Here is a 25,794-nt window from a genome sequence, read left to right on the forward strand (position 1 = left end):
GGATTTTAGCCGTCTGGGACAGCACTCGCCAGCATGCTGCTTAAAACTGAAAGATGTCAGTTATGCTTCTGACCAGACCAGCTTGAGTGAGCCGATCGGTCAACTCCTCCCAAGTGACGGGTGGTCGCCGGAAACTATTCTGCAGGCCTTCCAGCGCGTCCCGGGTGGCCAGGCGCTCCGCTGCCAGGAGCGCCAGCAGGAGCGCGTCGGGCGTCATCACCCGCACGCCGTAGGGTTCCAGGTGCTCGCGGGGAAAGTCCTTGAGGTTGAGCGTGATGATCACGTCCGCCTGTGCGTGAATGGCCGCCGCGAGGACATGCCGGTCATCCGGGTCAGGCAGCGACAGGCTCTCGATCAGCGGTTCATAGCCGGTGACCTGCGCGTCGGGGACGGCCTGCTCCATCAGGGCCCGGATCCGCTGGACTCGCGGCGCCCCGAGGTCGGGGCGGTTGAGCAGCAGGTTCCGGCCCCACTCGTCGTGGATGGCGTCGGTCCAGCGGGCGGCGACCAGGCCGGACACCGCCAAGTGCATCAACAGGTTACGCAGCAGGGAGGGGTACAGGACATTGGCGTCGTACAGCGCCGTGTACTTCGGGGTCAATCCGACTCCAGGTCCTGCAGGTCGTCGGCCAGGGACTGAAGGGCCGCCTGACGCTGGGCGTCGAGGCCAGCTTTGTAGGCGAGGACGTCTTCGAGGTACAGCCGGCGGCGGGGGCCGACCTTGCGGTGGGGGAACTGGCCTTCCTCGATGAGCTTCACCAGGTAGGGGCGGCTGACGTTCAGGAGTTCGGCGGCCTGCTGGGTGCTGATCTCCCGGTCGAGGGTCAGCACCTGAACGGCCTTACCGGCGGCGAGTTGCTGAAGGAGATCTTCGAGGAGACCCGCGAGGCGGCCGGTGGCGGGGGTGCGCTGGAGTTGCTGGAGTTGGCGCTGGGCGTCCTGGGTGTCGGCGGGGGTGGGGATGAAGGGAACGGACATGGGAACCTCCTGCCTCATGATACGAAATAAACGAAATAAGCAAAAGGAATGAATCGAACGAAACATGAGGAACAGTAGACTGATTTTTGGCGAAACCAAGAGTTAATCTATGTTATCTATAGGGTATGACCTTCGCCCTCGACGTCCTTCGAACCACTACCTTCGACCGGGCCAAGACGTGGAGTGACCTCAGTCCCGAAGAGAGGAAGAGGCGGGCCGTCCTCGCCATCCGGGATCAGGAAGCAGACATCCTCTGGTCTCTGACCGAGGCCTACCTCACCCTGCACGGATCCAGCGGCACCGCGATCAGCCCCCGCACCCTCAAGGCCTACCGCTGGGCGGTCAACCGCTACCTGACCTATGCCGGTGCACAGGCCGTCAATCTCCTGCGGGCCAGTTCCAGTGACGGCGTCCGCTTCGTACGCACTGTCGAGGCAGAAGGACTCAGTGCGTCCAGCACCCGCGTGCAACTCGCCGGCGTCCGCCTCTTCTACGCGGCGTTGCGGTGGGCCGACGCCACCCAGGCCGCCCCGTTCAACGACGTCAAACCTGTGCGGGAGAAAACAGCTGCGTGGGACAAGCGCAGCCCCTACACCCACGACGAGGTGCAGGCCCTCCTGGAGCACGCCGACGAGCGGATGCAGGCCCTGATCCTGCTGTGCGCCCACGGCGGTCTCAGAATCAGTGAAGCGCTGGCCGTCAAAGGCGCGGACATCAACCTGGACGGGCGCGAACTCACGGTGCGGCACGGAAAAGGCGGCAAACAGCGACGAGTCGTCATCGGAGAAACCCTGATTCGGGCGCTGAACTGCCTCCCCGAACAGTCGGGCTCGCTGATCGGGGGCAGTTATCCCGCCGCCGTCGAGCGACTGCGTCGCCTCTGTCTGCGGGCGGGCATTGCTTATAGGGGCTATCACGCCCTGAGGCATTACGCCGGCACCCGCCTGACGAAAGAAGGTGCGTCACTTGACGACGTTGCCCGTCACCTCGGACACGCCGTACTAGAAACTGCCCGCATCTACGCCAAATGGAGTGACGACAGTCTGCGTAGACGAGTCGGTCAGTGGTGAGATCGCTCAACAGCGGGAAGCATGAATTCAGAGCGAAATTCCGCAAGAAAACATGTGGTCAGCCTATTAAAGACCTGTAATTCATTACCGGAAACAAGCCTATACTATTACATTTTCGCCAATCCGGCGGCAAAATATTGCGAATTGCTATTCGTAAAATTATCAGCCATAAGTGTTACTAAATATCTCTCTTCATCTATGATAGCCTTCATTGTGCCACTATTTAGGCTGAATGCCGTATACATATCACTTCCCTTCACTGCAATAAGGGCAATGATTGGCGGGATATAGTTTTCGGCCAACCCCCGCTCTCTCTGGTCTAGATCTTTGGAATCGAATTCCAAATCTTCATCAGATGGCTTTAATATGAAATAATCGTCCTTAATACCATATGCATCGTATTTTGGAATATCTATTTTAGCGGTGGGAAGCTTGTTGGGACTTATGTAATACATATTACTCCTTAAGATTGCCGCTATCGACAGATCTTTTATATATTCCTTCGGATTCCTTGGTGAATTTCTCTACAGGTCTAGATGGATTGGTGTCGCTATAATTGCTAATTGAAGCAGTCTCGCTAGAACCAAAAACTATTTTAAAAGATATATTTTGTCTCGAATCTCCCGCGAGACCATAATAGATTCCAATATCAAACCTATAAGTGTCTCCAGGTCTTGCAATTATTTCACCCTTTTTCAAGATAATCAGCGATTCCCCGGGCTTCAATAGCTTATAGCTATAATTTCCCGAAGCTAAAGTATTTTCGATACCGAATATGTAATCGTTAAAGTCTTTATCATCTCTCCTAATGTCAGCAATGACTAACACAGATGAGCTGATGTTAACTATATGAAGCTCATCAAATTCCCCTCTCGCATCTCTAGATATTATTGGAAGAAGGTTATATCTTATCTTCATAGCGTTGCTTTCCCGGAGGTATTTGTTCTGAATCAGCAGAGATTCAGCTTGCTGCTGAGTTGCAGCAGCCATATGAACCGTTGCCTGAACCAATTCATCTGTTTTTTGCAAAGTAATAATCGTAGTTGCTTCGGCCCGCTGGGACCGATTTTCGGATCTGAAATTTATATATAGCAAGACCAGTGTTGCAAATGTTGTTAACACTGCAGATATGGCTTGAATCGCTATGGAACGACTTCCGGAGGGCGGGTGAGTCAATGAAGGGAGCAGGTCATTTCTTAAAAACCACGCCATAGCTGCAATCAAAAAGGCAAGTAGAATGATAATTAATAAATATTTAACTAATTTAAAGACTAACGGCGTTTCTTTCATTTTTGTCCTCAATATCGAGATTTCCAATCGTCGGCTCTTTTGGGGGGCTTTGAAAAATAAACCTCCGGCGAAAGTGAGACTTGCAGGCCGCCCCACCTCCGCGCTTCTGCTGCCTCCAAGGAGGAATCCGGGCGCAGACTCGAAAGACAAAGGGACTTTCACCAGAGGTCTACTGATTATGTGCCAATCAATTAACTGAGCGAACGGAATCCGTGTCAGTCCTGCCTAACGGCCTGTTTCGTATCTCCTCCGTGGCGTGAGACCCGCGGGCGACCAGAGATCTTCATGGCCCGACTGGTGAAGGCTGCGTCTGAGGCTTTGCTCGACCAGATAAATGCCTCACCAGGGCGCAGTTCAGCCATGCCATTGGGCGTGAGGCTGGCGAGTGCCGCGTTGGCTTTCTGAATGTGACGGAGCCAAGCTGGACTGTTGAACTTGTGCAGGATGATTTGCGTGCTGAGTTCAATCATCTTGACCGGCACAGACGACGGGTCCTGACTGGCCAGGAGAATGCTCGTTCCTTTGTGGCGCATTTCGCGGATGATCTCCACGACGTTTCCGATCAATTCGGGATCGTCAATGTACTTGTGTGCCTCGTCAAATACCACCAGTTTGTTGAATGGGCGATCATCGAATTTAGCGTCTGCGAAGAGCTGCAGAAGGATAACGAACAGGCTCAGTGCTTCGCTCTTCTCGATGAATTCGTCCCTGAGATCGACGATGACCAGGCGCCCAGGCCTCAGGAAACTGCTGATCTGCGCGTCGTCGTGGATGTAATCGGCCGCCAGGTCGAGCCGGGCTAGCGCCAGTTCCCTCGCGGAGGGTGTCATGGTGCTGTTCTCCACTGCCTCGCGCAGCACGCTGATCTTGAGGTCTTTGCGGTGTTCACGCATCAGCGACTTGAACTGCCGCATGTACATGCTGTTGTTCCCCACGGCATTCAGAAGGAACTGCCAGTGACTGACTTGCAACTCGCTCGCGGAGAACAGCAGCGGTTTGACCGTCAGATCTGGGTACTCGCGTTGCCGTTCCTCCACCTTGTCCTGCGGGGCCAGCAAAACGATGTCCTGAAGAGCGTGTCCGTCTGCGCCGTACCGTGCCTTCAGCGTGGCGATTTGTTGGGCTTCCGTATTCGCCTGATTCATGCTCACGAACTCTGGGGCGTACTCTTGCGTATTGCTGTAGTGGAAGATCACCGAGGCCAGGGGCGATGGCAGCTGGTTGATCCCTGGAATCGGCATGGTGGCCATCTCGATGATGGTACCCAGGGTGTAGCTCTTTCCGCCGCCCTGAACACCGAACAGGCTGATCGTGTGGGTCTCATTCAGATCCAGGGCGACTTTACGACCTGCAACTTCGCCCAACAGGCCGAACTGAGGCGTGGCTTTTGTCGACCCGAGGATGACGTCGTAGGTCAGGCCGTGTGTGGGTACTTCCACTGTAGGTACGGCCTGTGCTGGTGTGGAACGCTCTTCACGGACCGGAGCTGCGGTCGTCTCAATCACCGGAGTGGGGGTTTCAGTTGCAGCGGGCTGTGGCGTTTCCAGGGACCTGGGGACCACCGGGGCCACGTGCACTTCAGCTTGTGGGAGCTCATTCGTTGAATCAACGGTAGTGGGTACGACCGACACGGCTGGCCGGTCAGAAGAGAGACTGGGTGGTTGGCGAGTTTCCGGCGGTCCGAACGGCAACTCGTTCTGTCCGACAGACTGCCTCTTGCGGCTGGGCTGGAAACTGACGTCGTTGAGTTTGGGAAGCGTCGACGTTTCCGTCAGGGCGAGATCCACAGTCTGTCCTCGCTGTTCCGGTGCGATGGACATCAGATCCTGAATGGCGTCGAATCCGACCCGGTGGTATTCGATGCCGCTTTCCACGGTCATCTCGTACTGATCGGCGCTGAAGTCGAAGATGACGGCGGAACGCTCGAAGTGAAGTTCGTATCCCTCTTCCAGGGTGCTGAGAAGAGCGTGACCGCTGTCATAGGCGCCCTGCTCGATCAGGGCGTAGCGCTGCGCGCGGTCCAGGTACGGCGTGAGCAGTTGAGCGAATTGCCTCGCCCGGAGCGGGGCCAGGGCCGGGTGGGTTTCCTTGCGCTGAGGAGCGAACAGGCGCTGTAAGCGCACTTCGCTGTCTCTAACCTGCTCGGCGATGTTGAGTTTGAGTTGCTCGTAGCCCAGCAGCCCGTGCACGTGCCGGTAACACTTCACTTCAACGAGGCGCACGGTGACGGTCCGGTTCTCCGCGTCCAGGTCGATCAGGGCGAGGTCGGTACGGCGAACGTGAAGATCTAGGGCGTCTTCTGCTTGGTTCAGCTCGGGGTGGGTGTCGAGGGGAACAATCAACTGGTTGTGGAGGGCACCCTGGTATTCCAGGAACAGCTTGGCCAACGCGAGTCCCAGCACTTCCGCCTGTTCGTTGCTGGTGGACAGCAGTTTCAAGGCCAGCCGGCCGGACAAGGCGTGGAGGGCCGTCAGGGTGGCCAGCGCCCGCTCCTGCGGCAGCCCGTACTCTTTGAGGACCGGGCGCAGCATCACCTCGAGCTCTTCGTTCTCGCGCGAACTCACGACGAGCTGGAAGTTGCTGGACGTTTTCGAGGCGTGGTCAATCAGGTACTCGGGGCGCTCCTCCCGGCCATGATCGAAGAATTCGACACCGAGGTTCCGGTCGATGGTGACGACCCAGTCGCTGACCTCGTGAATCTGGTGCAGGAGCGCCCGCTGCTCGGACCCAAGTGTGAGGGTCACGGTGGGCTTGAGCTGTGGTTGGTACTCGCCGGTGGCGACCGCCGTGAAGCTGGCGGACAGGATTTTCGGCAGGCTGCCCAGATACGGCGTCAGGTAATCGTCCGCGGTGATCGGCTCTGCGATGCCGAAGACCGGTTGCCGCTCCCAGCGGGCCAGTTCGTCGGTTTCGGTGTACTGGGTACTGAAATCCTGTGTCAGCCCGTGGAAGGGCAGCCGCCTATCCTCGTCCCTGGCCGGTTGCGCTTTGATTTCCCCGGCTGGGAAGAGGTCGAAGAGGAGTGAGACGTGAGCGGTGTGCTGGCGACCGTCGCGTTGGAACTCACTGAAGGGTCGGATGGCCAGGCCCAGTTTTGGCCTCAGCGTGTCGCCAGTCGACATCCCAAACGCTTCCGCGTTGCGGTCTGTGGTCTTTCCGCTGTGGTTGAGCAGGTTGAGGAGGCCCTGCCCCACCCCGGCTGCCAGCGGATCGTCCACGAACAACCGCACGTCGTAGGCCATGTCGCGCAGTTCGGGGGACTTCTGCAGCAGCACGAGGGCATCAGCCAGCAGGCCCGCCTGCCCGGCGTTGAAGGCATTGATCGTCAGGACGCTGAGGTACGGGTGCTGAATCAGGTACCGCCTGAAACGCCGGGCGAGTTCTTCGGCGCGCAGGCCGTCCTCGCCGACCGGTTCAGGCAGTTGCAGGCCCGCGCAGAGATCACTGAGCACCCCGCGCGGGTCGCGCTCGGCTGGGGCTGTGCACAGCGTCCACCCGGGGGCCAGTTCCGTGACGGGCAACATCAAGCTGCCGTCCCCAGTGCTGCCTAGCACCGGGAAGGCGTGGGGCCGCAGGCCGCTGAAGTAAAACTCGCGGACGGCGGGCGGTAAGGCTTCCTGAGTCCACAACTGCCCCAGGCAGGCCCAGCTGGCACTCCACAGCAGCTTCAGGGGGTGGATGGGGGCGATCAGCAGCACGTCCTTGAGAGAACGCTGCTGAGCAATCGAGGTGCGCACCGTGTCCCAGGTCAACACTTGGCGCAGTTCTACCAGCGCCTCCTGATCCCCACGGACGCAGAGGGCCTGAAGGGCGTCCTGATACGTCTGGACCAGCCTCCGCACGTCCTGCTGCACATCCGGGTCCTGGAAGTCCAGCGCGGCCACGAGGCCTTCACCGTGGGCACCGCGGATCCGCTCCATCATGTGCTGCCGTTCCGTCAGATAAGTCCGGGTGGCCGGACTCAGGCTCAGGGGCGGGACCGGGTCACTGGCCAGCGTGTACGTCCGCTGCTTGGGCAAGGTGGTCAGCACGCTCGTCCGCTCCTGAGGAGCCAACGTCATGATCTGTCGCTCCAGTTCCGCCAGTTGGATGGGAGCCATGATGTGCCGCAGGCCGTCCCGCCCGAAGTAGGCTTCGAACACGCCATCCTCACCCTTGTAGGTGAGACGTTCGAGCGCAACCGGGCGTTTGCGCTGCTGGGCATTCTCACTGGCTTTGACTTGCATCCAGGCGGCGGTGAGGCTGGGCAGACGCGGAATGGCCCTCTGCGGCGGAGCATCCTCCGGTTCCGCGTCGGAGGAGACGAAAAACCAGAGTTCGTTGGGGTAGGTGCGCGACTCGTCTTCCTGACTGCCACCCCACGGGAGTTTGACGTTGTCTTCGTCAACGAGGTCGATGATGCTGCCGTCGGCGGCATAGGGACGAATGCGAACGTAGTGCAGTCCTGGTCCCCACTCCGCCCGGGCCAGTTTGGTCATCGCGAACTCGGCGTAGGCTTTGTCCCCTTTAGGCCAGGCTTTTCGGGTGGTCAGGACGCCGACTGGACCTTGGTCCTGAGAGATGATCTCCAGCACGAACTTGGAAATCTTCGGCAACTGGCTTGGGGCAGGATCGGTTTTGAAATCAATCCTGAACTTCTTAAGGGCTCCGTCACCGATGGGCAGGTACGGCTCCCCGGCCTGCAGGCCCGGCATTCCTTCCGTGGCCAGTGGGAGCGTGGTGCCGGTGATCTGAATGGCGATCCGGTCCTGCGCGACGGCGTCGGGCAGGGGCCAGCGGTCAAACGCCAGGGGCCACAGCGCCGGGTCCGTGGCGATGTGTCGGAGCCACGCCCCGGCACCTTCAGCGCGGAAGTCCAGCAGGGAGTTGGCAATGTGTTGTCGGAAGGCGAGATCAGTGACGCCGACGTTCAGGGCCCGGTGACGCTCCGACTGACTCTGATCGAGGATGATCTTGGCCTTGTCCAGGTTCTGACGCAGCCGCAGGGCCAGGGCTTCACCCGCTTGGTGGAGCTTGAAGTCGGGCAGCAGGTGAAGTTCGTACAAGGCGGCGCCCACAACGCTGGGATCATGCTCATTCAGGGCGATGGTCAGCAGGTACCGGACGATCTCCACGCGGCTGGGCTTGGCCTCGTTCAGGGCCAGGACCGCCTCGGTCAGCGTCCGGGTGGGCAGCGGGAATCCGCTGAGGAGTAAGTCACGCGCCTCCTCGTACAGATGAGGGAACGAGACGTTCTCGAAGGTCGCGACGCTGAAGCTGTCTTCCGCAGAGGCGTGGAGTCCGGCCGGGATGAAGACCAGGAGGGGAGGGCGCAAGGATCCATCGGACAGCGGATTGCGAAGCTCTACCAGGCGCGTACCCGTCACTCCGTACGGTTGGCCTTCCAGATGCTCGGGTTGTTCGCCGACCAGAACGTAAGCTTCGACATCCGGTTGCGTCTGGTGGAGTTGCGCACAGGTCTGCCGGGCGAGATCTGGGTTCAGGTCCGTCACGCGCATGCAGTGGCCCGGTGCCCGCTGCTCGACCAGCGAGAGCAGCGCGGGCGCAAGCAGTGAGGCCAACAGGGTGTTCATATCGTCGGCGGTTACAGCGTGCATGCCTTTCTTGACGCGTGTCATGCGGCCCCTTTCGAGTGGCCTGTCTTGGCCACGGTGTAGCGGGGTGTCACGAACTGGGTGGCGCTAGCGTCCGACAGATCGCGGTAGAAGCCTAGCTCACGCAACCGGACCTTCATGGCGTCGATATTGCCGCGCAGAGCCGCGTGATCACTCACGCTCGCATCACCCAGATCCTCTGGAAGTCGGTCGATGAAAATACCGTAGCGCTCCCGAAGTTCATCCAGGAGTTCCGTGAAACGCAGCGGCGCGGTGTGGAAGCCAGCCTGTCCACCTGGCTTGAGCAGCATGATCTGTAGGAGCACTTCGAGGATCCGGCCGCCCAGCACGAAGCGTCTGGGCGCGCCAATCCCGCTGGGCTGGGCGATCAAAGCAGACGCAGAGTTTTTGAAGAAGAACGAGTCGATTGCTTGGTGCACGAATTTCCGGTGGTAGTCCGACCGTTCAAAGACGATCAGCTCCAGGTATTTGTCCATGTTGGTATTAGCGAGCTGCAGCAGCCGGTGCTGTTCCGGCGGCAGATCATCCTCAGGTTGATCGTCCAGCAGGCGACCTAAGCGGTTCTGGAAGTAACCTTCCCGGTCAGCCGTGAACTGTTCGTGGCTGAGGCGCAGCACGTCACTAAGGCTTTCCAGCGTCAGTCCACGCGTTTTGCGCAGTTGGGCCGCGTAGTCTTCCAGTTTACGGGCCGCGAAATTGGCGCGGACGAAGACGGGGATCTGATCGATGTGGTCTTGCATGCTGCGCTGCGCCAACCGGGCCATGCTGGTTTTCGGCAACCCGGCCACGTCGACCAGCATGGATGGGTGGCAGTGACAGCGTTCACCGTGACCACAAGGTGACAAATCCCCGCGGGCTTCCACCATGCGGGGAACAACGTGAATCATGCGCAGCAGGTACAGACCCAGGTGGAACCCGAGCAGGGTCACCAAGTACTCGACCATCACGCTGCGCGGCACATGGTTCCGGTAGGCCAGCAGCCGGGAGATGTCCTCTGCCAGGAGCTTGGGGGCTACGTGGCAGAGCGGCTTAAAGTTAAGCTCACGGTCTCTCGATGCCGTGTCACGCTTGACCTGGTCTTTGAGGTATTGCAGCGTTTCCGTTTCGACGTCTACCAGGGACGACTGGTGGGTCGCCGCGCCGGTCATGGGGTCTTCTTCCGGGAAGAAGAAGGCTCTCAGAGAACTCAGGGCCAGTTGGCCCTCCCGGCCAGCGGACGACAGCAGTTCGTAGAGTTGCCGGTCGATACCGTACACCTTGGAGTACTTCGCATTGCGGAACCGGTAGACATATCCGTGTAGGGGCCGGGGGGAGGCCAGCGCAGCGTTTTTCTTCCCACGGTTCACGATGTCCACGAGGTGGGTTTCGAACCAGCTCAGCACGACCTCTTTGTGCTCTTGAAACCCCTCGAACAGCTCCGGGTTGTTCAGGTACTCCTCTACCAGTCCGGGAATCGTGAGTTCTACGCCTTCACGCCGGATGACGGTGCTGGTGTTGCCGTTGTTGCGCAGTCGAGCGAGGAAGGAGACCAGCACGCGCTCCATGGAAACGGGCTTGAAGTCCATGAGGGTGACCTTGCTGTACACAAAGTCCTTGTCGGTTTTCGTCAGGGTCAGGGACATTCAAAGCTCCATGGTGGCCGGGCGGAGGGTCAAGCCGCCACCTTCCTTGCGGTTGAGGCGGTACAGCTCCTCGTCCGTGACGGCGAGGAGGACTTCGTCATAGGGGCGCGAGGCCAGGACGTTCTTGAAGGCCAGCAGGCTGAGGTATCGGCCTTCACGTTCTTCAACGCTTGGCACGTACCCGACGTTCAGGCGCCCAAGCATTTCCAGGGTGTCGAGGTTGATCACCAGTTGCGCGGAGTGGTCCTCCTCGCGGTAGTCGAGAGTCAGACCCGTGGGCGTGTGTTCCACGAACTTGGCCCGGTCAGCGGTGTCCTGCGCGCGGAGCGTCATCCGGTCTGCCGGGAATAGGCGGTAACTGCGGATGGCACCGCGCTCGACCTCCCGCACCTGAAGGGCCAGCTGCCCGGTCATCATGGCTGGATTGATGATGCCTTCACTGCGGTTGAGTGCCCGCAGCAGGCCGTCTTTGGCCTGACTCAGCTGCTCCGCGCTGGCTTGCAGCAGTTCGAGCAGCTGCTGGCCAGACCGGAACGGAATCATGTCGCTCCACTGCTGATCGCGCCGCTCGAAAAAGAGTTTCCGCCGCATGCTGGCGACGTACGTGCGGTGCAGGTGGAAACGCTGACGCAGCTGCTCAGGGTTCGTCCCAGCCAGGCGTGGCAGGGACGCAAACAGTGTGTTCAGGACCTCGCTGTCAAAGTCCGTGCGGCCGTCAAAGGTGAACAGACGGTGGCTCTGATCCAGGTGGAAATCCAACGCCCGGTCCAGCTGAGGCTCATTCAGGCGCGCCACGTCCAATTCCGCCAGTTCCTTCAGCAGCCGGTCTGCGTTGCTGTCCCCACCCATCCAGGCATTGAAGTAAAAGCCCTGCAGGTAAGGGTGCGTCTCCCGCTGCCGGTACAGGTCATGAATTTCATCGCAGTCGCGACCCGACGTGAGTGTGAACGCGAGCGCAGACCGCAAGTCACGCAGCGTGATGTGCAGGCGACCCCGGAGGTGCACCAGCGTGTAGAGCGTCCGCAGCCGCTCCCGCACGCGACTGCCGTTGGTGGGGTCGTTGAAGGTCCGGGCGTTGTGCAGGGCATAGCATTGCCGCTTCAGGTCGCATCCCTCGCAGGCAGCCCAAAGTGCCGGGTTGGTGAGCGCCATCAGCTGCTGGTCAAAGATCGACAGGGTCTGCGCCGGCTCCGTCTCGCCGCTCTCAGCCACCGGCACCTGCGCCACGACGCTGCGCAGGTTGAGGTTCACCACGGCCATGTCCCCCTGGGGCAGACCGGAACGCAGGCCATCTTCGACGCTCGTGCGCAGCGAGCTGAAGGCCTGGTGATGCGTGGTGAGGAAATCCATGAGCCGGCCCTCGTTGATGGCGATCAAGCGGGTGTGAGACTCACTGATAGGCGCGGCTCCATCCTTGTACGGAGCGAAGAACTCCAGCAGGACCTCGTCGTTCAACTGGCCGTCCTGGTCCTGACTTCCGTCGAGATTGGCCAGGAAGCTGCGCCCGCCCCATTCCACCCGGAAGCCGTTGTGCAGCGGGGTGACAGCAGCGCCCTCCCGCCGGGCTGAACTTTCGAATTGCTGCAGGAAGGCGGTCTTGCCGTCCCCAGCGTTCCCGGTGACAATCACGAGGCGGTACGCGCCGTCCCGAACGGCCGGCAGCAGGTCACGGTCCAGCGCCGTATCGGCGTACGTCAGGTGCCCGTACTCGGACAGGCCACGGGTACCGCTGTTGCTCCGGCGACTCTGGCTGTACAGGGTGCTGAGGTGAATCACGAAAGGGTTCGTGTTGGGCTGCTCCGGCTGCAGCAGATTGCCCGGAAGGGTCATCAGCCCTGACGTACGTACCGGGAGGGCGCGGCGGCGCGTGTCGCGCACGCCAGCCAGCGCCTGGAACAAGGCTTCCGCCGTGGGGTACCGCTGCGCGCGCTGAGGATGAATGGCTTTCATCAGCACGGCTGCGAAGTCCTCGTCCAGGTCCGTCAGTCCGGACAGTTCCGTCAGGGGACGCGGTGGGCGCCCAGCCGCTGGAGTTCTGGACGGATCCCAGGGGTACACGCCCGACAGAGCCTCGTACAGCGTCACGCCCAGCGCGAAAACGTCCCGGTCCGCCAGGGCCTCCGGGGACAGGTCAGTCGTATCCGCATTCGGCGGCAGATACCGCCGGGTCCCGCCCAGGTGATCTTCGTCCACCAAGTCAGTCCGCACGGCCACGTTGAAGTCGATGATCTTGACGCCGCCACTCGACCACATGAGGTTGCGCGGCTTGATGTCGCAGTGGAAGACCTTATGGGCGTGCATGTGCCGCAGGCCGTCGGCCACCTGACGTCCCAGGGTCAGGACGTCGCTGGCCGACAGGCGCCCGTCGTTCTCCAACAGCGCCCCGATGTCATGCCCGTCCACGAACTCGAACACCAGTGAGAGGATCTTGTTCGGGAACTGCTCCGCGCCGTACACCCGCACGACGCGGGGGTGCTCCGGCAGACTCAGGAGGGTCTTGTACTCCGTCTTCAAGCGCTCCAGTTGAGCGCTGCGGTCCGGGCGCAGGAGCTTGATGGCGCGCTTGACGTCCCCAAAGGTGTCTACCACCGCGTACACTGCACCGAACGACCCGGGTTTTCCCAGACGTCCCAGCACGCGGAACTTCTCCGATAGCCGGAAGTTAGCTGGAAGGTCCATGTAGTTCAGATCACCGACGGTCTCCAGCGTGGGCTGGGTGATATCAGCTGCCGGCACCTGCTTGAGGTTAGCCTCCAGGGTACTGAGTGCCTCCGCTGCCGTAGGGCGCTCCGCTGGGTCTACCCGGCAGAGCAGCTGGAGCCACCCATCCACCCACACGGGCAAGTCTGCCCGCAACTCACTGGGCTTCACGGCAAACACGCCGGCCCGCTCCTGCAGTTCGGTCACGTCCCGCCACGGGAGCTCGCCCGTGAACAACTCGTACAGGACGATACCGGCCGAGAACACGTCACTTCTGGCCGTCGCGCCACTGGGATCATCGAGCACTTCGGGTGCCAGGTACGGCTTCTCGACGTCCTCCAGGAGGCCCAAGGCCAGCGTGTGTTCACGGCGGTCTTCACTCTCCAGGCGGGCGTATTCGAAGCCCAGCAGCTGAGAGGTGCCGTCTGGCTTCACCAAGATCCGGTCCGGCGTGACCGCCCGGTGCACCACGTGATTCGCGTGGGCATGAGCCAAGCCGCCCAGGAGATCCTTCGCCACCCGGATCTTCTGATCGAACGTCAGCGGCAGATCCGGCCGGCGCAGGTGCAGCAACAGGGCGCGGCCCGCAGGGTCCTCTGTGACGAGAACGAACGCGTCGCTGTCCGGTGTCTCGAAGAACTCCCGGGCGGGCAGCACCGCCGGGTGCGGCGGAAGACGCTCGAGCATCTGGAAGCCGTTCATCAACTGAGCGCGCTGCAGCGCACGCTCCTCGACCGGCAGGTAATTATCTAGACGATAGACCCGCAACCGGGCAGAGCGACCCGCCGACGCCAATTCATTGTGCGCACGGTACTCCTCGAAATCCGGCCCTGATCCCAAGTGATCATCGACCAGCCAGGAGCCGAACCGCAGGGACTTCTCAGGCGGCACCTGCAGCACGGTTTCAAACGCCCCTGACGCCACGCGGTAGAGCCCCTGCATCTCCCCGTTCACCCAGTGCGGCAGGGTTGATCGATCCTGGAAATAAGCAGGGGCGTCCGCCAGGCGAACGGTTCGCAGGGAATCACGCTCGCTCGTGTCCACCAGATGGGCATCCGGAGCCGTCAGGATCACCGCCGCGTCGGTGTACATGGCTGACATGTCAAAGCCCCGGGTCTCGCCGTACTTCTTGACGAGATCCTTGATCACCTTGCTGTGATGCCGCACCTTGGCCAGTGGAGACGGGAAGGGTGCACGGCCATCGGGCAGCCATTTCCCTCCCACCACGTCAATGCGGCCCCGCGTGCCCTTAACGTCCACGATGTAGAGCGCGTGCGGAGCCATGATCGCCAGGTCGACCTCAAAAACCTGGTTCTGGTAGTCGATCTCGAAATTATGAATCAGGACGTAATCGTCCGGCAAGCCGTCGCGCAGGGCCGCAATGGCCCTTCGCTCGGCGTCGTTGACTGGTTGACCTACTGGAAACACATGAGCCACAGGGGCACCTCGGGAGTGATCTCAGCGCAGTCTAGACCTCGGGTGGCACATAATTCTGCTCAATTGCCTGCTCGACGAGTTGGATGGCCTTTTCCTCGTTGTTGTACGCTATGTTGATCTTCTCCCAAGCCTCAGATATTCCATCTGATAAACCAGCTCTTTCTTCTCGAGATGGCCAAAATATATCAATTTCCGCGACATATTTTGGATCGATTTGAGGTATGGACGAACCAAAAGCAGTTCTGACTATTTGTCGGTAGCCTAATTTAGATGATAAGAAGGCATATAAATAGGCTGAATCTTCAGGATTATTCGCAGCAATTCTCATAATATGATTTGAAAGAACAGAACCGTCCATATATGGATAACAATAAGACACTTGTCCGATTAAACCACCAACCTGCCCAGCATCTTGCATGAGTATCCAACCGTTTTTAACAAGATAATTGTCAATATTCTTTGAATTCTTGCTCAAATAGCCTCTTTCCTTTGGGTTTACTTGAAATATTTCAGTTCCCGATAAATAGCGATAGCCATAATCTGGGTCATCGACATGTATCCTTTTGAATATCCCTGGCGTGAATACCGTCGCTAAGGATCCAAGCTTAACGCTTTTTTCTAGAGATAATGCTTTGATGTCAGCTTGAGATCTCAGATTATAATAAAAAGCATCGAGCCTTTTAATTTTATTTGATTCTACTATACTAAATAGAGGATTTAATTCCTGAAAATCCGATTTTAAATGCGCCTCTATTCTTTTTTGACAGGCATGAATTTTCCTATTTGCCTCCGATCTTAGATCAGCCGCCTCTTTAATTAAAAGATGAATCTTTTTTTCAAATTCAAATCCAAAACGCGGAACGCTTAATTCAGATACGTGTTCAGGCTCGATATGCTGAATAACCGCGCCATAAGTGCCGCCAGCGACTAGCGTCTTGCCAAAACGACTAGCCAAGTATGCGTATAGATAACCAGATGAGATGAGATCAGCGTTAGGAACAACGCGCATAACGTGCTCGGAGCAAGCTAACCCATCCATCTCGCCCCGCGCATAGGCCATACGCCCAATTGTCCCGGATCGCGTAATCAGTGTCCAGCCCTCACTTATCAAAAATCGAGGATTCTTTGCCACTTGTTTTTTAGAGATTAGAGGCAATTTTGAGAGGTCAGCAGTTAGAACATCCGAGCTGCTCATAAATGGCACACCATAATTCGGATCTGAAACCCATTTCCGAGCTTCTCTTCCAGCATGGAATACGTCATGCGTCACTTCACGCAATGCTTGTTTTGGAACGGTTAGTTTATCTAGAAGAACACGTGCCTCCACTGCCCCGGACAGAAACGGAGGGGCACCCAAACGATGTCCTTCTTTCGTCAGCCATGCGCTCGTGATGGGTCGGTCTGGATTACCGATTTTCATGCTTCATCCAAGGCGCTAGGCATGGGGTGTAGGGCACGGAATTCGCGGTACTTCTGCGCAATAACAGGCAGGTCGTCATCCAGCAGTTTGCGGCGTCTGCGAACTGTGCGAGTTTCGGTTCGTCCGGCGATCCGCACGTCTTGTTCCTCGTCGTATTCCTCGATGATTTCTTCGCCGTCTGGGTGGCGCTTGTACAGCGTGTTGCCTCGGCGGTCGAAGCCTACTTTCTCGGCGACCGCCATGAACACGGGGTACTCGAATGGGGTCGGTGAGAACATCTCAGAATTCCGCTCGGCTTCGGTCTTGCGGCGCAGCAGGAGCAGGCTGGTCAGGATGTTGACGTTCGCTTCGACGATAAACGTTTCGACGGGCAGGTCGACGCTGGCAAGGACGTAGGTATGCTGCATGATCCACCAACGGATGTACTCGTCACCGGGGTTCCCGAGAATGCCGTCAGGTAGCACCAGGCCGAGGCGGCCGCCGGGCTTCACCCATTTGATACAGCGCTCCACGAACAACACTTCCGGTGCGACGCTGCTTTGCAGGTTGCCAGTGTTCATGAACGAGCCATCGTCCTGTTTCTTCCACTGGTACGCCAGGTCGTAGTGCTGCAGGATGTTCTTGTCAGTGATGGGAATGTCGCTGCCGAAGGGTGGGTTGGCCATCAGCACATCGATGCTGCCCAGCGGAATGTGCTGACGGGCTTCTGCCGTGCCGCTGAGGTGCCCTTCGGGGAATTCCAGGCTGTTGATGTTGTAGATATTGGGCCGCACCTCGCCCGAGCTGCTCATGACAACGTTCATGATCGTGGCCCGGACCAGGAAAGGGTCGAAATCAGCTCCGAAGAGGTTCTGGCTGGCGTACTGGGCCAGTTTGGCTTGTACGGTCTTCTGTTCTTCCGTCTGGTTGGGATCGAGGCCGTCCTCGAACAGTTGCCGGATGTGGTCGAGGGTGGAAACGAGGAACCCGCCGGTGCCGTTGGCCGGGTCGAGGACTTTCTCGTGCGGCTGCGGGTTGAGCATGTCAACCATCAATTTGATCGGGCCGCGCGGAGTGAAGTACTGCCCGCGGTCGCCACGCAGATTCGTACCCACGATCTCCTGGTACGCAGCTCCCTTTGCGTCGATTTCCGCGCGGGTGAACTCGTACCGGCCGAGTTCGCTCACCATGAACGACAGCGCCCGGTCGCTGAGGGTGATCTGCTCATCCCCCTTGAAGATCTCCGGGTGGTCTTTCTTCACGGCGTTGAACAGGGGAATGACGCGGTCACGAATCTTCTGCTGACCGGCCGGATCGTAGGGTTCCCGGGGGTCAGCGAAGAAGCGCCGACCGGTGCGGGGAGCACGTTCGTCCTGCATCTTCGCGAAGATCAGGTACAGGAACTGCCAGAAGGCGGCGTCTTTGGGCATGCCTTCGTTCCCGTGAATGAAGTTGTGGCAGCGGCGGAAAGTCGTGCGCAGCATCTCTGCGTCTGCCCGGCGCAGGCGCTGCACACTCGCGAAGTTCTGGTCGCTGAGGCTCTCGTCTCCCATGGGCCAGTCAGCAATCGGTTCAAAGCGCTCCTCGAACTTCGTGGAGTACCGTTCCAGGAAGAACAGCTCCGTCCCGTTCGTCCACATCCCATACCGGGCGTTTGGGGTCGCCGCCAGGAGCTCTTCCAGTTCGCGCAGATCCCCTTCGGCCTGTTCGTGCGTGCGCAGGCCAGCGGCGCTCTTCTTGGTGGGTTCCGCTTTGACGAGCACGATGCGCTGCACGTTTTCGAGCGTGTGGTCCGCTCCGTGCGAGAACACGACGAGGTCCGCTTTCCGCTTGCGGCCGCCTACTGGAATGGGGAAGTTGATCGTCATGTCAGCGAGGCTGATTCCGAACTCTTTGGGGATGGCGTGCGCCGTGCGCTGGCGCACCTGTTCCTTAGCAGAGTCCTTGACGGGCTTGTTGGTGATGTAATCGAAGATCATGCCGTCTGGCAGCGTGATGGTGGACTCGGCAGTAGTCATTCCGTGTTATTATCGCGCTTTTTCCGATGTCACACGTCCTCTCTTGCCGCTTCAGACTGCTGAACAGGCAAAAGACTCCATCGGGCAACTCTGATCCGGAAAAACACCGTCTTGGACGGACTGCGGTTCCATACGAGTGGTAGTTTCGCTACCGAACAGGTTGTCCTCAGGACATGCTCCTGGCGATCCGTGGCCTATTGCGGCCGCCTACGCGGATTTCACGTGGTACACGTTGTCCATCCAGCCGCACTCACGGAGTTGATGCGTGAGCCATGCGCCTGGCCGCGAGAGGCCGAGTTCCGCTTTGGAGATCAGGGTGCGTTGCAGCGCCGCGGCGAGCTGCGCGTAGGCCGGGCAACCCCGGAATTCCGCTTCGGTGGCGCGCCACAGCACGCGGTAGTAGTGCTGCTCCCATCCTTCGTCGTCGAGGAGTTGCACTAGGCGGGCTGCACCTTCCTGCACTGCTTCGCGGCGGTGACGTGGATGGGTACTGGCGACGCGACTGAGGCTCCACAGAAGCTCCTGTGGGGTCCTGGCATCTTTGAACACGGAAGTGCGGGAATCTACAGTACCCAGGGATTTTTCATTGTTTTCTGGTAACGACCACTGTAGTAGGGGGGTGATATTAAACTCATCCCCTGTCAGGAGAAATGACTCCCGCACTTCACTTTTCGCCTCTTGCAGACGCTGCCAGGCGGTGCGGCCCTTTTTGCGGTCGGTGGTCAGGTCGCGGGGGCAGGGCGGCAGTTCGTGGCTGATGACTCTGGCGGTGATGCCCGGGGCGGGGCGGAGCAGGACGGCCACCCACGTGCCGGCGCAGGCCTGTGTGGTGACCTTCTGGCCCTCCGCGTTGAGGAAGGTCGTCGGAACCCACGTGCCGCCCCGGTACTGGCGTTTACCTGCCGTCTGGGTGGGAAGGGCACCGGAGGTCTTGTGAATGAGCCCGAGGTCCTGCAGGCGCCGGGTGGCGCGTTCGCACTGGTCACTGGACAGGCCGGTCACGACGGGGAGCAGGTCCAGCACCGTGAAGAAGGTGTAGGTGGTCGTGTGCGCGTGCTGCTGCGCCCTGACCTGAATGAGCCCGTACGCGACCTGCGCCAGGGCGCGGTACACCATCAACGCCTTGTGCCGGGCGTCACGGCGTTTGACGTGCGCCTCGATGATCGGCCGGGCACGCTCCACGGCGTCGACGGCCCAGGCGGCTGGTGTGCCGGGGCGAGGGTGCCGGATCCGGTCCATGGCGGCTTCCAGCGAGGCGGGGATGATCTGCTCACGGGAGGCAGGCAGAGGGGGCGCCGGTCGTGCCGGTAGGGCAGGCGTCGGGAGCAATGGAGGCTGCTCCGTACTGCGTAGGGCGCGGCGGAAGGCCTTCTGCCCCTGTTCCTCGAGGGGCTGGCCGTGCCTGTAGCCTCCAGACTCACGGACGGCCCAAGCCCCTATCCGGCGCCGGTCCCTTCTCCTGCGTTCAGTAGCGGGGCACGTTGCGGGCCCGGGCGACCGTCTCACCCAGTCGCACGACCTCCGCCGCGAGTGCCGGCGCGGGCAGGGGGCGCCCGAAACGTCCCTGCACGTCCCGCTGCAGGCTGCCGGAGAGGCCCGGCGAGCCTCCGTACGCCGCGTACGTCCGCGCCAGGATGGGCAGGGCCTCCTGGAGGCGCGCCGACGCAGGAATGCGGGCGCGCTTCACGTGCATGTTGTGCTGCGGATCGCTCGGCACCAGGTTCCACAGCTCGTTGATGGGATGCACCGATACCGGAATCAGGTGGTCGAGATCGAACGCCTCCGTGCTCAGTGGCCGCGCCGTCCACGGGCAGGTGAAGGGACGCCCCTCCAGCATCAGGAGCCGCACCTGATTGCGTTCCCAGGTCAGCGGCACCCGCGCTTCCGGCGTCTCCGTCAGCAGCGTGAATACCTCCCCGCGTGTCACTCGTGGCGTCTGCTCCACCCGTTCCACGAACAGGCTCCACTGCTGCAGGCACAGCGCTTCCACCCACAGCGACAGGTCCAGCAGCGCCTGCCACAACGCGGCGGGCACGACGAACGCCGGTTCGTGCGGTGACGATCCCGGCAGTGGCGTCCCCGTCAGGGACGCCACCGGCGCAGGTACACCGAACAGCCCGTGCGCGCCCTCCGGCCCGGCGTACCGCACGGGCTGCCGGACCGCCTGCGCGATCACCGTCAGGGTCTGCCGGGTCAGCGAGGCCAGCTCCGGACTCAACCCCCCACGGTCCGCGCGGTACGCCGCGAGCAGCAGCGCCCCGTCCGCCGGGTGACTGCGGGTGTACGGCAGGTCCTCCCAGGCCTGCCTCAGCTGGGTCAGAGCGGGCCGGAAACTGAGGTCCTGACGGCGCACGCCGTCCCGGACGGGACGGCTCCCCTGCATGACCTCCCGCTCGCCCACGAACGGCCAGTACGACACCAGCCAGCGCTGCGCCACGCGCCGGAGCGGCACGATCACGTCCCGGTCCGGCAGAAATGGGTGTTCAATCGCGAGATCGTTGAGCGCGCGGACCAGCGCGAACTTGTAGGTGTTCGTCTTGGACTCGTGCCTCAGCAGCGTGCCCAGCAGTTCGCGCCCGTCAGGCACGGTCGCCCCGCTCCGCGTGGGACAGCCCGTCACGCCGGGCACTCAGCGCGCCCAGGCTGGTGTAGGCGTCCTGGACCGGTCTGGCACGCTCAGTTGCGGACGTCATCGAGTTGCCGCCGGGGCTGCCGGTACGTGAAGCGCAACTCCGGCCCGCTCGCGAGCACCCGGCGGATCTCGTCCGCCAGCGGCGTACCGTCCATCCCACACCCGCTGAGATGCACCCAGCCGCGACTGCGGCTGATCCCCACGAACAGCTGGTTCCGCAGGCGGATGACGTCCTCGCGCGCCGCGACGCGGTCCACGCCGACGACGTACACCACGTCCGCCTCGTTCCCCTTGGCCTGCATGACCGGCGAGACCGTCACCGCCCCGTCACGCCAGAACCCGTTCGGGTCGGTGTCCGGCCACTTCTGCCGCGGGACGTTCACGTCCTTGTTGCCGGGCAGGTACACGCTGACGTTCACGGAACGCAGGGCCTTGAACACGTCCTCCTGCAGGGTGTACGGCTCCCAGTCCAGGCCCGGCACGACGATCAGGACCTGCCGGCTCGGGTGCAGGCCGTGCGGACCCAGATCCGCCTGAACGCGGTCGATCAGGGCGAGGAGTTCCGCCCGGCGGGTCGGGTAGGAATCGAACGTCACCAGCGGCTCGTCCGTGAAACCGGGGAGGGGATTGGGGGAGTTCTCGGGCGAGCGGGTCAGGGTCACCTCGCTGCCGCTGCGGAACTGACCCTCGACGTCGTACCCGATGGACTGCCAGTCGGCTCGGTTCGTCAACCCGGCCAGCATGCCCCCCTCCCGCAGCAGACCCATCCCGAGGGCGTGCGCGGCCAGCAGCACCGGTCCCGGCGTGCGGTAGCAGCGGTTCATCACCTCGCTCTTCCGGATGCCGCCCCGGTACGACACGCCCGGCCCGAAGATCGCCGCGCCCTGATCACCGAACAGTTCCCGGGTGTTCGGGATGGTCAGCGTATCCAGGCTCTGCGCCTCGTCGTACGCCCAGATCAGCCGCCGCGCCTCCGGTTCCCCGGTGTCCAGCAGGGCGTCCCGCGCGACGGGGCGCAGGCTCTGGTACGCCATCCAGTAGAACGCCTGCTTCTCCTCGAAGTTCAGGGCCGCCTCCTCATGCACGAGGTCCTGCCCCTCGTCGATCAGCACCGCGTCGAACACCTGCAGGGACCGCTGCGTGAGCTGCGCGTCGAGCAGCAGGGCCCGGCAGGCGAACAGCAGTTTGCTGGTCGGACTGCCAGGCGGCGTGCGGTCCACGGTGAGCGGCGTGACGCCCACCTGTGACGCCAGCGTACGGTAGAAGCCCGGCTGGTCCCGGCTGCCCCAGGCGTGCAGGATCCGCAGGCGGTGCCCGGCGGTCTGCAGGGACTGCTCGCCGCCGCTGGCCTGCCGCAGCCAGTGGTCGACCTGCGCGCGGATCTGGTCGTACAGGCTCCGCGAGAAGAACACCAGCGCCACGTTCCAGTCCGGGTGGCGCAGGTGCATCGTCGCGGCCTTCTGCGCGAGCAGTACCGTCTTCCCACTCCCGGCGATCCCGCGGATGCGCTGCGGGCCGGGCGGGATGGTCTTGGCGATCAGTTCCTGCTGCAGGTCGAAGGCATGCAGGTGACGCGCGCTGCGCGTCACCAGGTCCGCCCGCCGGACCGGTGCGGGCGTCGCGGCCGGAGCGGGAGGCCGGATCACGCGTTTCGGGACGTTCCCGCTGGTCCCCAGGGCGCTGCGCAGCGCCGCCCAGGCCGCGTCGTCCAGCGGCTGCCCGTACCGTACGGGCGGGGTCCGTTCCAGCGCGGCGCGCAGCCGCGCGGGGGTCAGCTCGTCCGCGAACAGCATCGGCACGTCGCTCAGCAGGTGCCCGAACCGCCCGTCCCACGCCTCCCGCGTGATCAGCGGGAGTGCCACGAGGGCCCGCGTGGCGAGCTGCGCGAGGTCGCCCCGGCGGACGGCCAGTTCGCCGAGCAGCTGGGCCTGCCTGCGGGCCTGCTCGTACGGGTTGAGGTGCGCCTTGCCGTAGTACGGCCGGGCGAGGTCCCAGCGGTACCCGCTCACGCCCGCGATCATGTCCAGCGGGAGGCTCTTGACCTCGATCACGACCAGCCCGAGTTCCGGATCGGCGATCAGGATGTCCGGTTCCCGCACCGTCTCGCGGGTCACGAGGGGGTAACGCCAGAACCCCAGGACGTCCTCGCCGGCGTACGCGGCCTTGACGGCCTCGAAAACCCGCCGCTCCCCTTCCTCTCCCGGACCTCCGAAGGCCTCCGTCACCACGAAATCGGCCATAGGGCCGCAGGATACCGCGCTCCCCGGTCCGATCAGGCCGCAGATGCGCCGGGGAGCGGAGGTTGACCGGAGTGGACTGGTGGTGCCCTGGCTCACTGCCTCGTTCCCCGGACCACAGGAGATGCACGATTGCCCCGCGCTCCGATTCTCTCCTCGACGTTATTCAGCGTAGAGGTCAGGCCAGGTCGTTCGATCGGGTGACCATTACAGGCGGAATCCGTATTCGGCGCAAGTGAGGCAGCACGACGCGTAACCGTTGAGTAAGCTCGGCGTGTCTCACCTGACCCGCTGTGAACAGTACCGCAGGAAGCGATGAGCCTGTGCCTGTTCGGGATTGCTTTTCGCATCTCCTTTGAGAATTCCTGGATTGAATTTCAAATTTGATGCGTTGCCGTGCAGTTCTGGAAACTTATTCATCGAACTGAGGGGGGGGGTATGAGTAATCTGGGAAGCGCCGTTATCAGCACGTTCGATAGTTTGACGCCCGATCTGGATGAGCTGTACAAAGCTCATAGAGAGAGGAATCTGGATGAATTCACAGGGGGTCAGTCTTTAGCAGTGATGGCCAGTGGAGCCGTATCGGGCGCAATTCCTGGCCTTCATCTGGTGGGAGCAGCGGCTGATATTGCGTTCCTGATGAATCGGATGGCCGTCTGCTGTTATGGGATTGGAGCGATCAAGTGTCATCAATCCCTGGGAGACAATTTTCTGGAGCGGGAGGACTTCGCGCTCATCCTGGCACTGTGGTCGGGTGACGAGGATATTACGAAGGTAGTGACCAACAAGGTCGGGGCTGACCTTGTTGGCGTGGGGGGCGCCAAGCTGGCATTGAAGTCGCTCTCCAAGGGCTTAGGGCATCAGTTCGGTGTCATTGCAGGGAATCAGCTGGCTGGCAAGGTCGGCGCCAAGGTGGGTGCCAAGATCGGCGCCAAGGCAGGCGCGAAGTTCGCGGCCGGGTGGGTGCCCATTCTCGGCGGCATTGTGGGTGCTGGCGTCAATAGTTACTTTCTCTCCGAAATCTCTCAAGCAGGCAAGAGGTTTTATGACTTTAAAGTAGATTACGTTCAGACGCATCACGTCGAAACGGCGCGAACATTCGACCGAATTCCTAGTCAAGAATCCACGGTTGCAACTGCCCTTCAGATAGAGAAGACGTCGGGTAGCATCGACTTTATCGATGAACTCAAAAAACTGGGCGAGCTTCGCGAAAAATCCATAATCAGCGATCACGAATTCGAAATACTTAAGGCCGATATTTTTAAACGCCTTGCATAAGTATCAACGTGCATCGAGGTAATCGAATGGCGGGAACGCAAGTACGCCGCCCTCTTCAGCCGGGAGAAACGCGCCGCCGATCCCAGGTCACCAGGACGGCGTCCTGGTGAAGGCACCTTCAGTACTGGACAATTTGAATTAAATCATGTCTGACCAGTAGGGTGGTTGGCTGGAACTATGCCCGACAGGAAACGCCTTGAGGCCGTGACAGCCACGCTCGCAGCGTCCAGACGCGATCGGTCAGCCCAATCGCCATCGCCGGTGTGCGCTGGAGGTACTGTTGACGTCCCCTAGGGACGTCAAGCTTCTTCCGAAGACCACGTTGCGTTCGGCACCAGTTGTAGGTCCCCTGGACCAGATGAGCCAGGCTCACCCGGTGGACCGTCAGCCTCGCGAATGCGAGGCTTTTCCTCGCCAGGTGGGGATTCATGCGTCTCGCCGTCGCGTTCTGACGCTCCACGGCAGAGGTATTGGGCTTCCGGTAGCCCAACCGCTGCAGTTCCTCGTGCACCCGGGTGCGAGTCCCTGCGGCGATCTCGGTTCGGACGCTCACGACCCGCTTCCCGGCATACTCCTTGATGATCCGTACGTGCGCCGAGGATCGCGGGATCCGGTAAGCCGTCTTCGGGAACCGCCCCCGTGTCCCCTGCCTCGCGGGCCGGTACGGCCTGCCGAACACTTCAGGGAATAACGTCTGGTACGACAGAAAACCGTCCGTGAACAGGACCAGTCCATGCGGATCAGCGAGGCGTTCTTTGGTCTGAACGAGCAATGACCGCGTCAGGGTGGCGGTGCGCTCGCCAACCTCGCCCTGGATCAGGAACTTACTGCTGGGATCGATGACGGTCGCGTCCCAGGCGGGCTCCTTCTTGCGGCCGACGAATCCGTAGCGCTCGTCTGCCTGAATGCTCGTGACCTGCAGGTCACGAGCATTCAGGTCGTGGAGGTGCTGTGCATGGGTGCCGGCAGTGCGGACGATCCGCGCGACTGTGGTGCGGTGGCAGCCGACCAGTTCAGCGGTCGTGACGAAGCTGTTGCCGTGGGTGACGTGATTGACGACGGCGTCGACGGTGTCCTGGGAGCAGCGTGCGTTCCAGTAGGGCGTGCCTTTGAGTTCACTGAATTCAGTGCCGCACGTGGTGCATTTGAGGAGTCGTCGGCGGTGAGGCCCGTATCGTCGTCGGAGCTTGATATTGCCCTGCTGAGCGCGGTGCTGGACTGGACAGGCGGGATTCTGACAGACGAAACGTTCGATTGGGAGCTCTTTTGACACGTCCGGGGATACGCCCCGGACGCTCCCATTTCAGTGGTGTCGGGCATAGTTCGACTTTGTTGGCGAATTCGAAAACTGCTGTTGGGTGGGGCGGATCATCGCGACTCGGCAACGAGAAATGCGGAGTCTGGGAGCTATCACCTGAATTCGCCAACAGAGTCTAGTTCCAGCCAACTACCACCAGTAGTCCGGAAGGTTTTTTTGACAAATAAGCGGGGAGCCGTTCTCGTGAATGTATGCGCACT

The 25,794-nt window shown here is 61.0% G+C and carries 15 protein-coding genes; 2 read left to right on the forward strand and 13 right to left on the reverse strand.

The genetic code is table 11. The features are described from left to right. Window positions 1–40: 40 nt before the first annotated feature. Window positions 41–601 (reverse strand): PIN domain-containing protein, encoded by a 561-nt coding sequence (locus IEY70_RS19190; RefSeq protein ID WP_189066634.1) that lies wholly within the window; start codon window positions 599–601, stop codon window positions 41–43. Further along, window positions 598–978: a helix-turn-helix domain-containing protein gene (locus IEY70_RS19195; RefSeq protein ID WP_189066635.1), complete on the reverse strand. Its 381-nt coding sequence runs from the start codon at window positions 976–978 to the stop codon at window positions 598–600. The genes IEY70_RS19190 and IEY70_RS19195 overlap by 4 nt, the downstream gene beginning before the upstream one ends. Before the next feature lie 125 nt (window positions 979–1,103). On the opposite strand from IEY70_RS19195, the gene IEY70_RS19200 reads away from it, so the two are divergent. Continuing rightward, window positions 1,104–2,048: a tyrosine-type recombinase/integrase gene (locus tag IEY70_RS19200; protein ID WP_189066636.1), complete on the forward strand. Its 945-nt coding sequence runs from the start codon at window positions 1,104–1,106 to the stop codon at window positions 2,046–2,048. A 107-nt stretch (window positions 2,049–2,155) separates the two neighbouring features. Here the strand turns inward: IEY70_RS19200 and IEY70_RS19205 are convergent, their stop codons facing one another. The 10 genes from IEY70_RS19205 to IEY70_RS19250 all read right to left on the reverse strand — a co-directional run bounded on the left by IEY70_RS19205 (window position 2,156) and on the right by IEY70_RS19250 (window position 23,001). After that, on the reverse strand, window positions 2,156–2,503 hold the full coding sequence (locus IEY70_RS19205) for a hypothetical protein (protein ID WP_189066637.1): 348 nt from the start codon (window positions 2,501–2,503) through the stop codon (window positions 2,156–2,158). A 1-nt stretch (window position 2,504) separates the two neighbouring features. Further along, window positions 2,505–3,338: a hypothetical protein gene (locus IEY70_RS19210; RefSeq protein ID WP_189066638.1), complete on the reverse strand. Its 834-nt coding sequence runs from the start codon at window positions 3,336–3,338 to the stop codon at window positions 2,505–2,507. A gap of 215 nt (window positions 3,339–3,553) precedes the next feature. After that, window positions 3,554–8,956: a methylation-associated defense system ATP-binding protein MAD8 gene (mads8, locus tag IEY70_RS19215; protein ID WP_189066639.1), complete on the reverse strand. Its 5,403-nt coding sequence runs from the start codon at window positions 8,954–8,956 to the stop codon at window positions 3,554–3,556. Continuing rightward, window positions 8,953–10,575, reverse strand: coding sequence for a methylation-associated defense system protein MAD7 (gene mads7, locus IEY70_RS19220; RefSeq protein ID WP_189066640.1), 1,623 nt, complete (start codon window positions 10,573–10,575; stop codon window positions 8,953–8,955). Before mads7 ends, mads8 begins: the two co-directional genes overlap by 4 nt. Beyond that, on the reverse strand, window positions 10,576–14,712 hold the full coding sequence (gene mads6, locus IEY70_RS19225) for a methylation-associated defense system protein kinase MAD6 (RefSeq protein WP_189066641.1): 4,137 nt from the start codon (window positions 14,710–14,712) through the stop codon (window positions 10,576–10,578). A gap of 31 nt (window positions 14,713–14,743) precedes the next feature. Continuing rightward, window positions 14,744–16,132, reverse strand: coding sequence for a methylation-associated defense system restriction endonuclease subunit S MAD5 (gene mads5 / locus IEY70_RS19230; RefSeq protein WP_189066642.1), 1,389 nt, complete (start codon window positions 16,130–16,132; stop codon window positions 14,744–14,746). Further along, the gene (mads2, locus tag IEY70_RS19235) at window positions 16,129–18,129 is read right to left on the reverse strand and encodes a methylation-associated defense system DNA methyltransferase MAD2 (RefSeq protein ID WP_189066643.1); all 2,001 of its coding nucleotides are present in this window, start codon (window positions 18,127–18,129) and stop codon (window positions 16,129–16,131) included. Before mads2 ends, mads5 begins: the two co-directional genes overlap by 4 nt. A gap of 207 nt (window positions 18,130–18,336) precedes the next feature. Continuing rightward, a complete protein-coding gene (locus tag IEY70_RS19240) occupies window positions 18,337–19,368 on the reverse strand; it encodes a hypothetical protein (RefSeq protein WP_189066644.1) in 1,032 nt (343 codons plus the stop codon). A gap of 226 nt (window positions 19,369–19,594) precedes the next feature. Beyond that, window positions 19,595–20,716 (reverse strand): HNH endonuclease signature motif containing protein, encoded by a 1,122-nt coding sequence (locus IEY70_RS19245; protein ID WP_189066645.1) that lies wholly within the window; start codon window positions 20,714–20,716, stop codon window positions 19,595–19,597. Window positions 20,717–20,805: 89 nt separating this feature from the next. Further along, entirely contained in the window at window positions 20,806–23,001 is a 2,196-nt protein-coding gene (locus IEY70_RS19250; protein ID WP_189066646.1) for an ATP-binding domain-containing protein, read from the reverse strand. 435 nt (window positions 23,002–23,436) lie between these two features. Between IEY70_RS19250 and IEY70_RS19255 the strand changes: the two genes are divergently transcribed. Further along, window positions 23,437–24,276 carry an SHOCT domain-containing protein gene (locus IEY70_RS19255; protein WP_189066647.1) on the forward strand — a complete coding sequence of 280 codons (840 nt, stop codon included), beginning with the start codon at window positions 23,437–23,439 and terminating at the stop codon, window positions 24,274–24,276. 175 nt (window positions 24,277–24,451) lie between these two features. On the opposite strand, the gene IEY70_RS21160 is transcribed toward IEY70_RS19255, so the two are convergent. Beyond that, window positions 24,452–25,549, reverse strand: a complete 1,098-nt coding sequence (locus tag IEY70_RS21160; RefSeq protein WP_229778094.1) for an IS1 transposase — start codon at window positions 25,547–25,549, stop codon at window positions 24,452–24,454. Window positions 25,550–25,794 lie beyond the last annotated feature (245 nt).

The organism is Deinococcus seoulensis (genome assembly GCF_014648115.1).
Classification (GTDB): Bacteria; Deinococcota; Deinococci; order Deinococcales; family Deinococcaceae; genus Deinococcus; species Deinococcus seoulensis.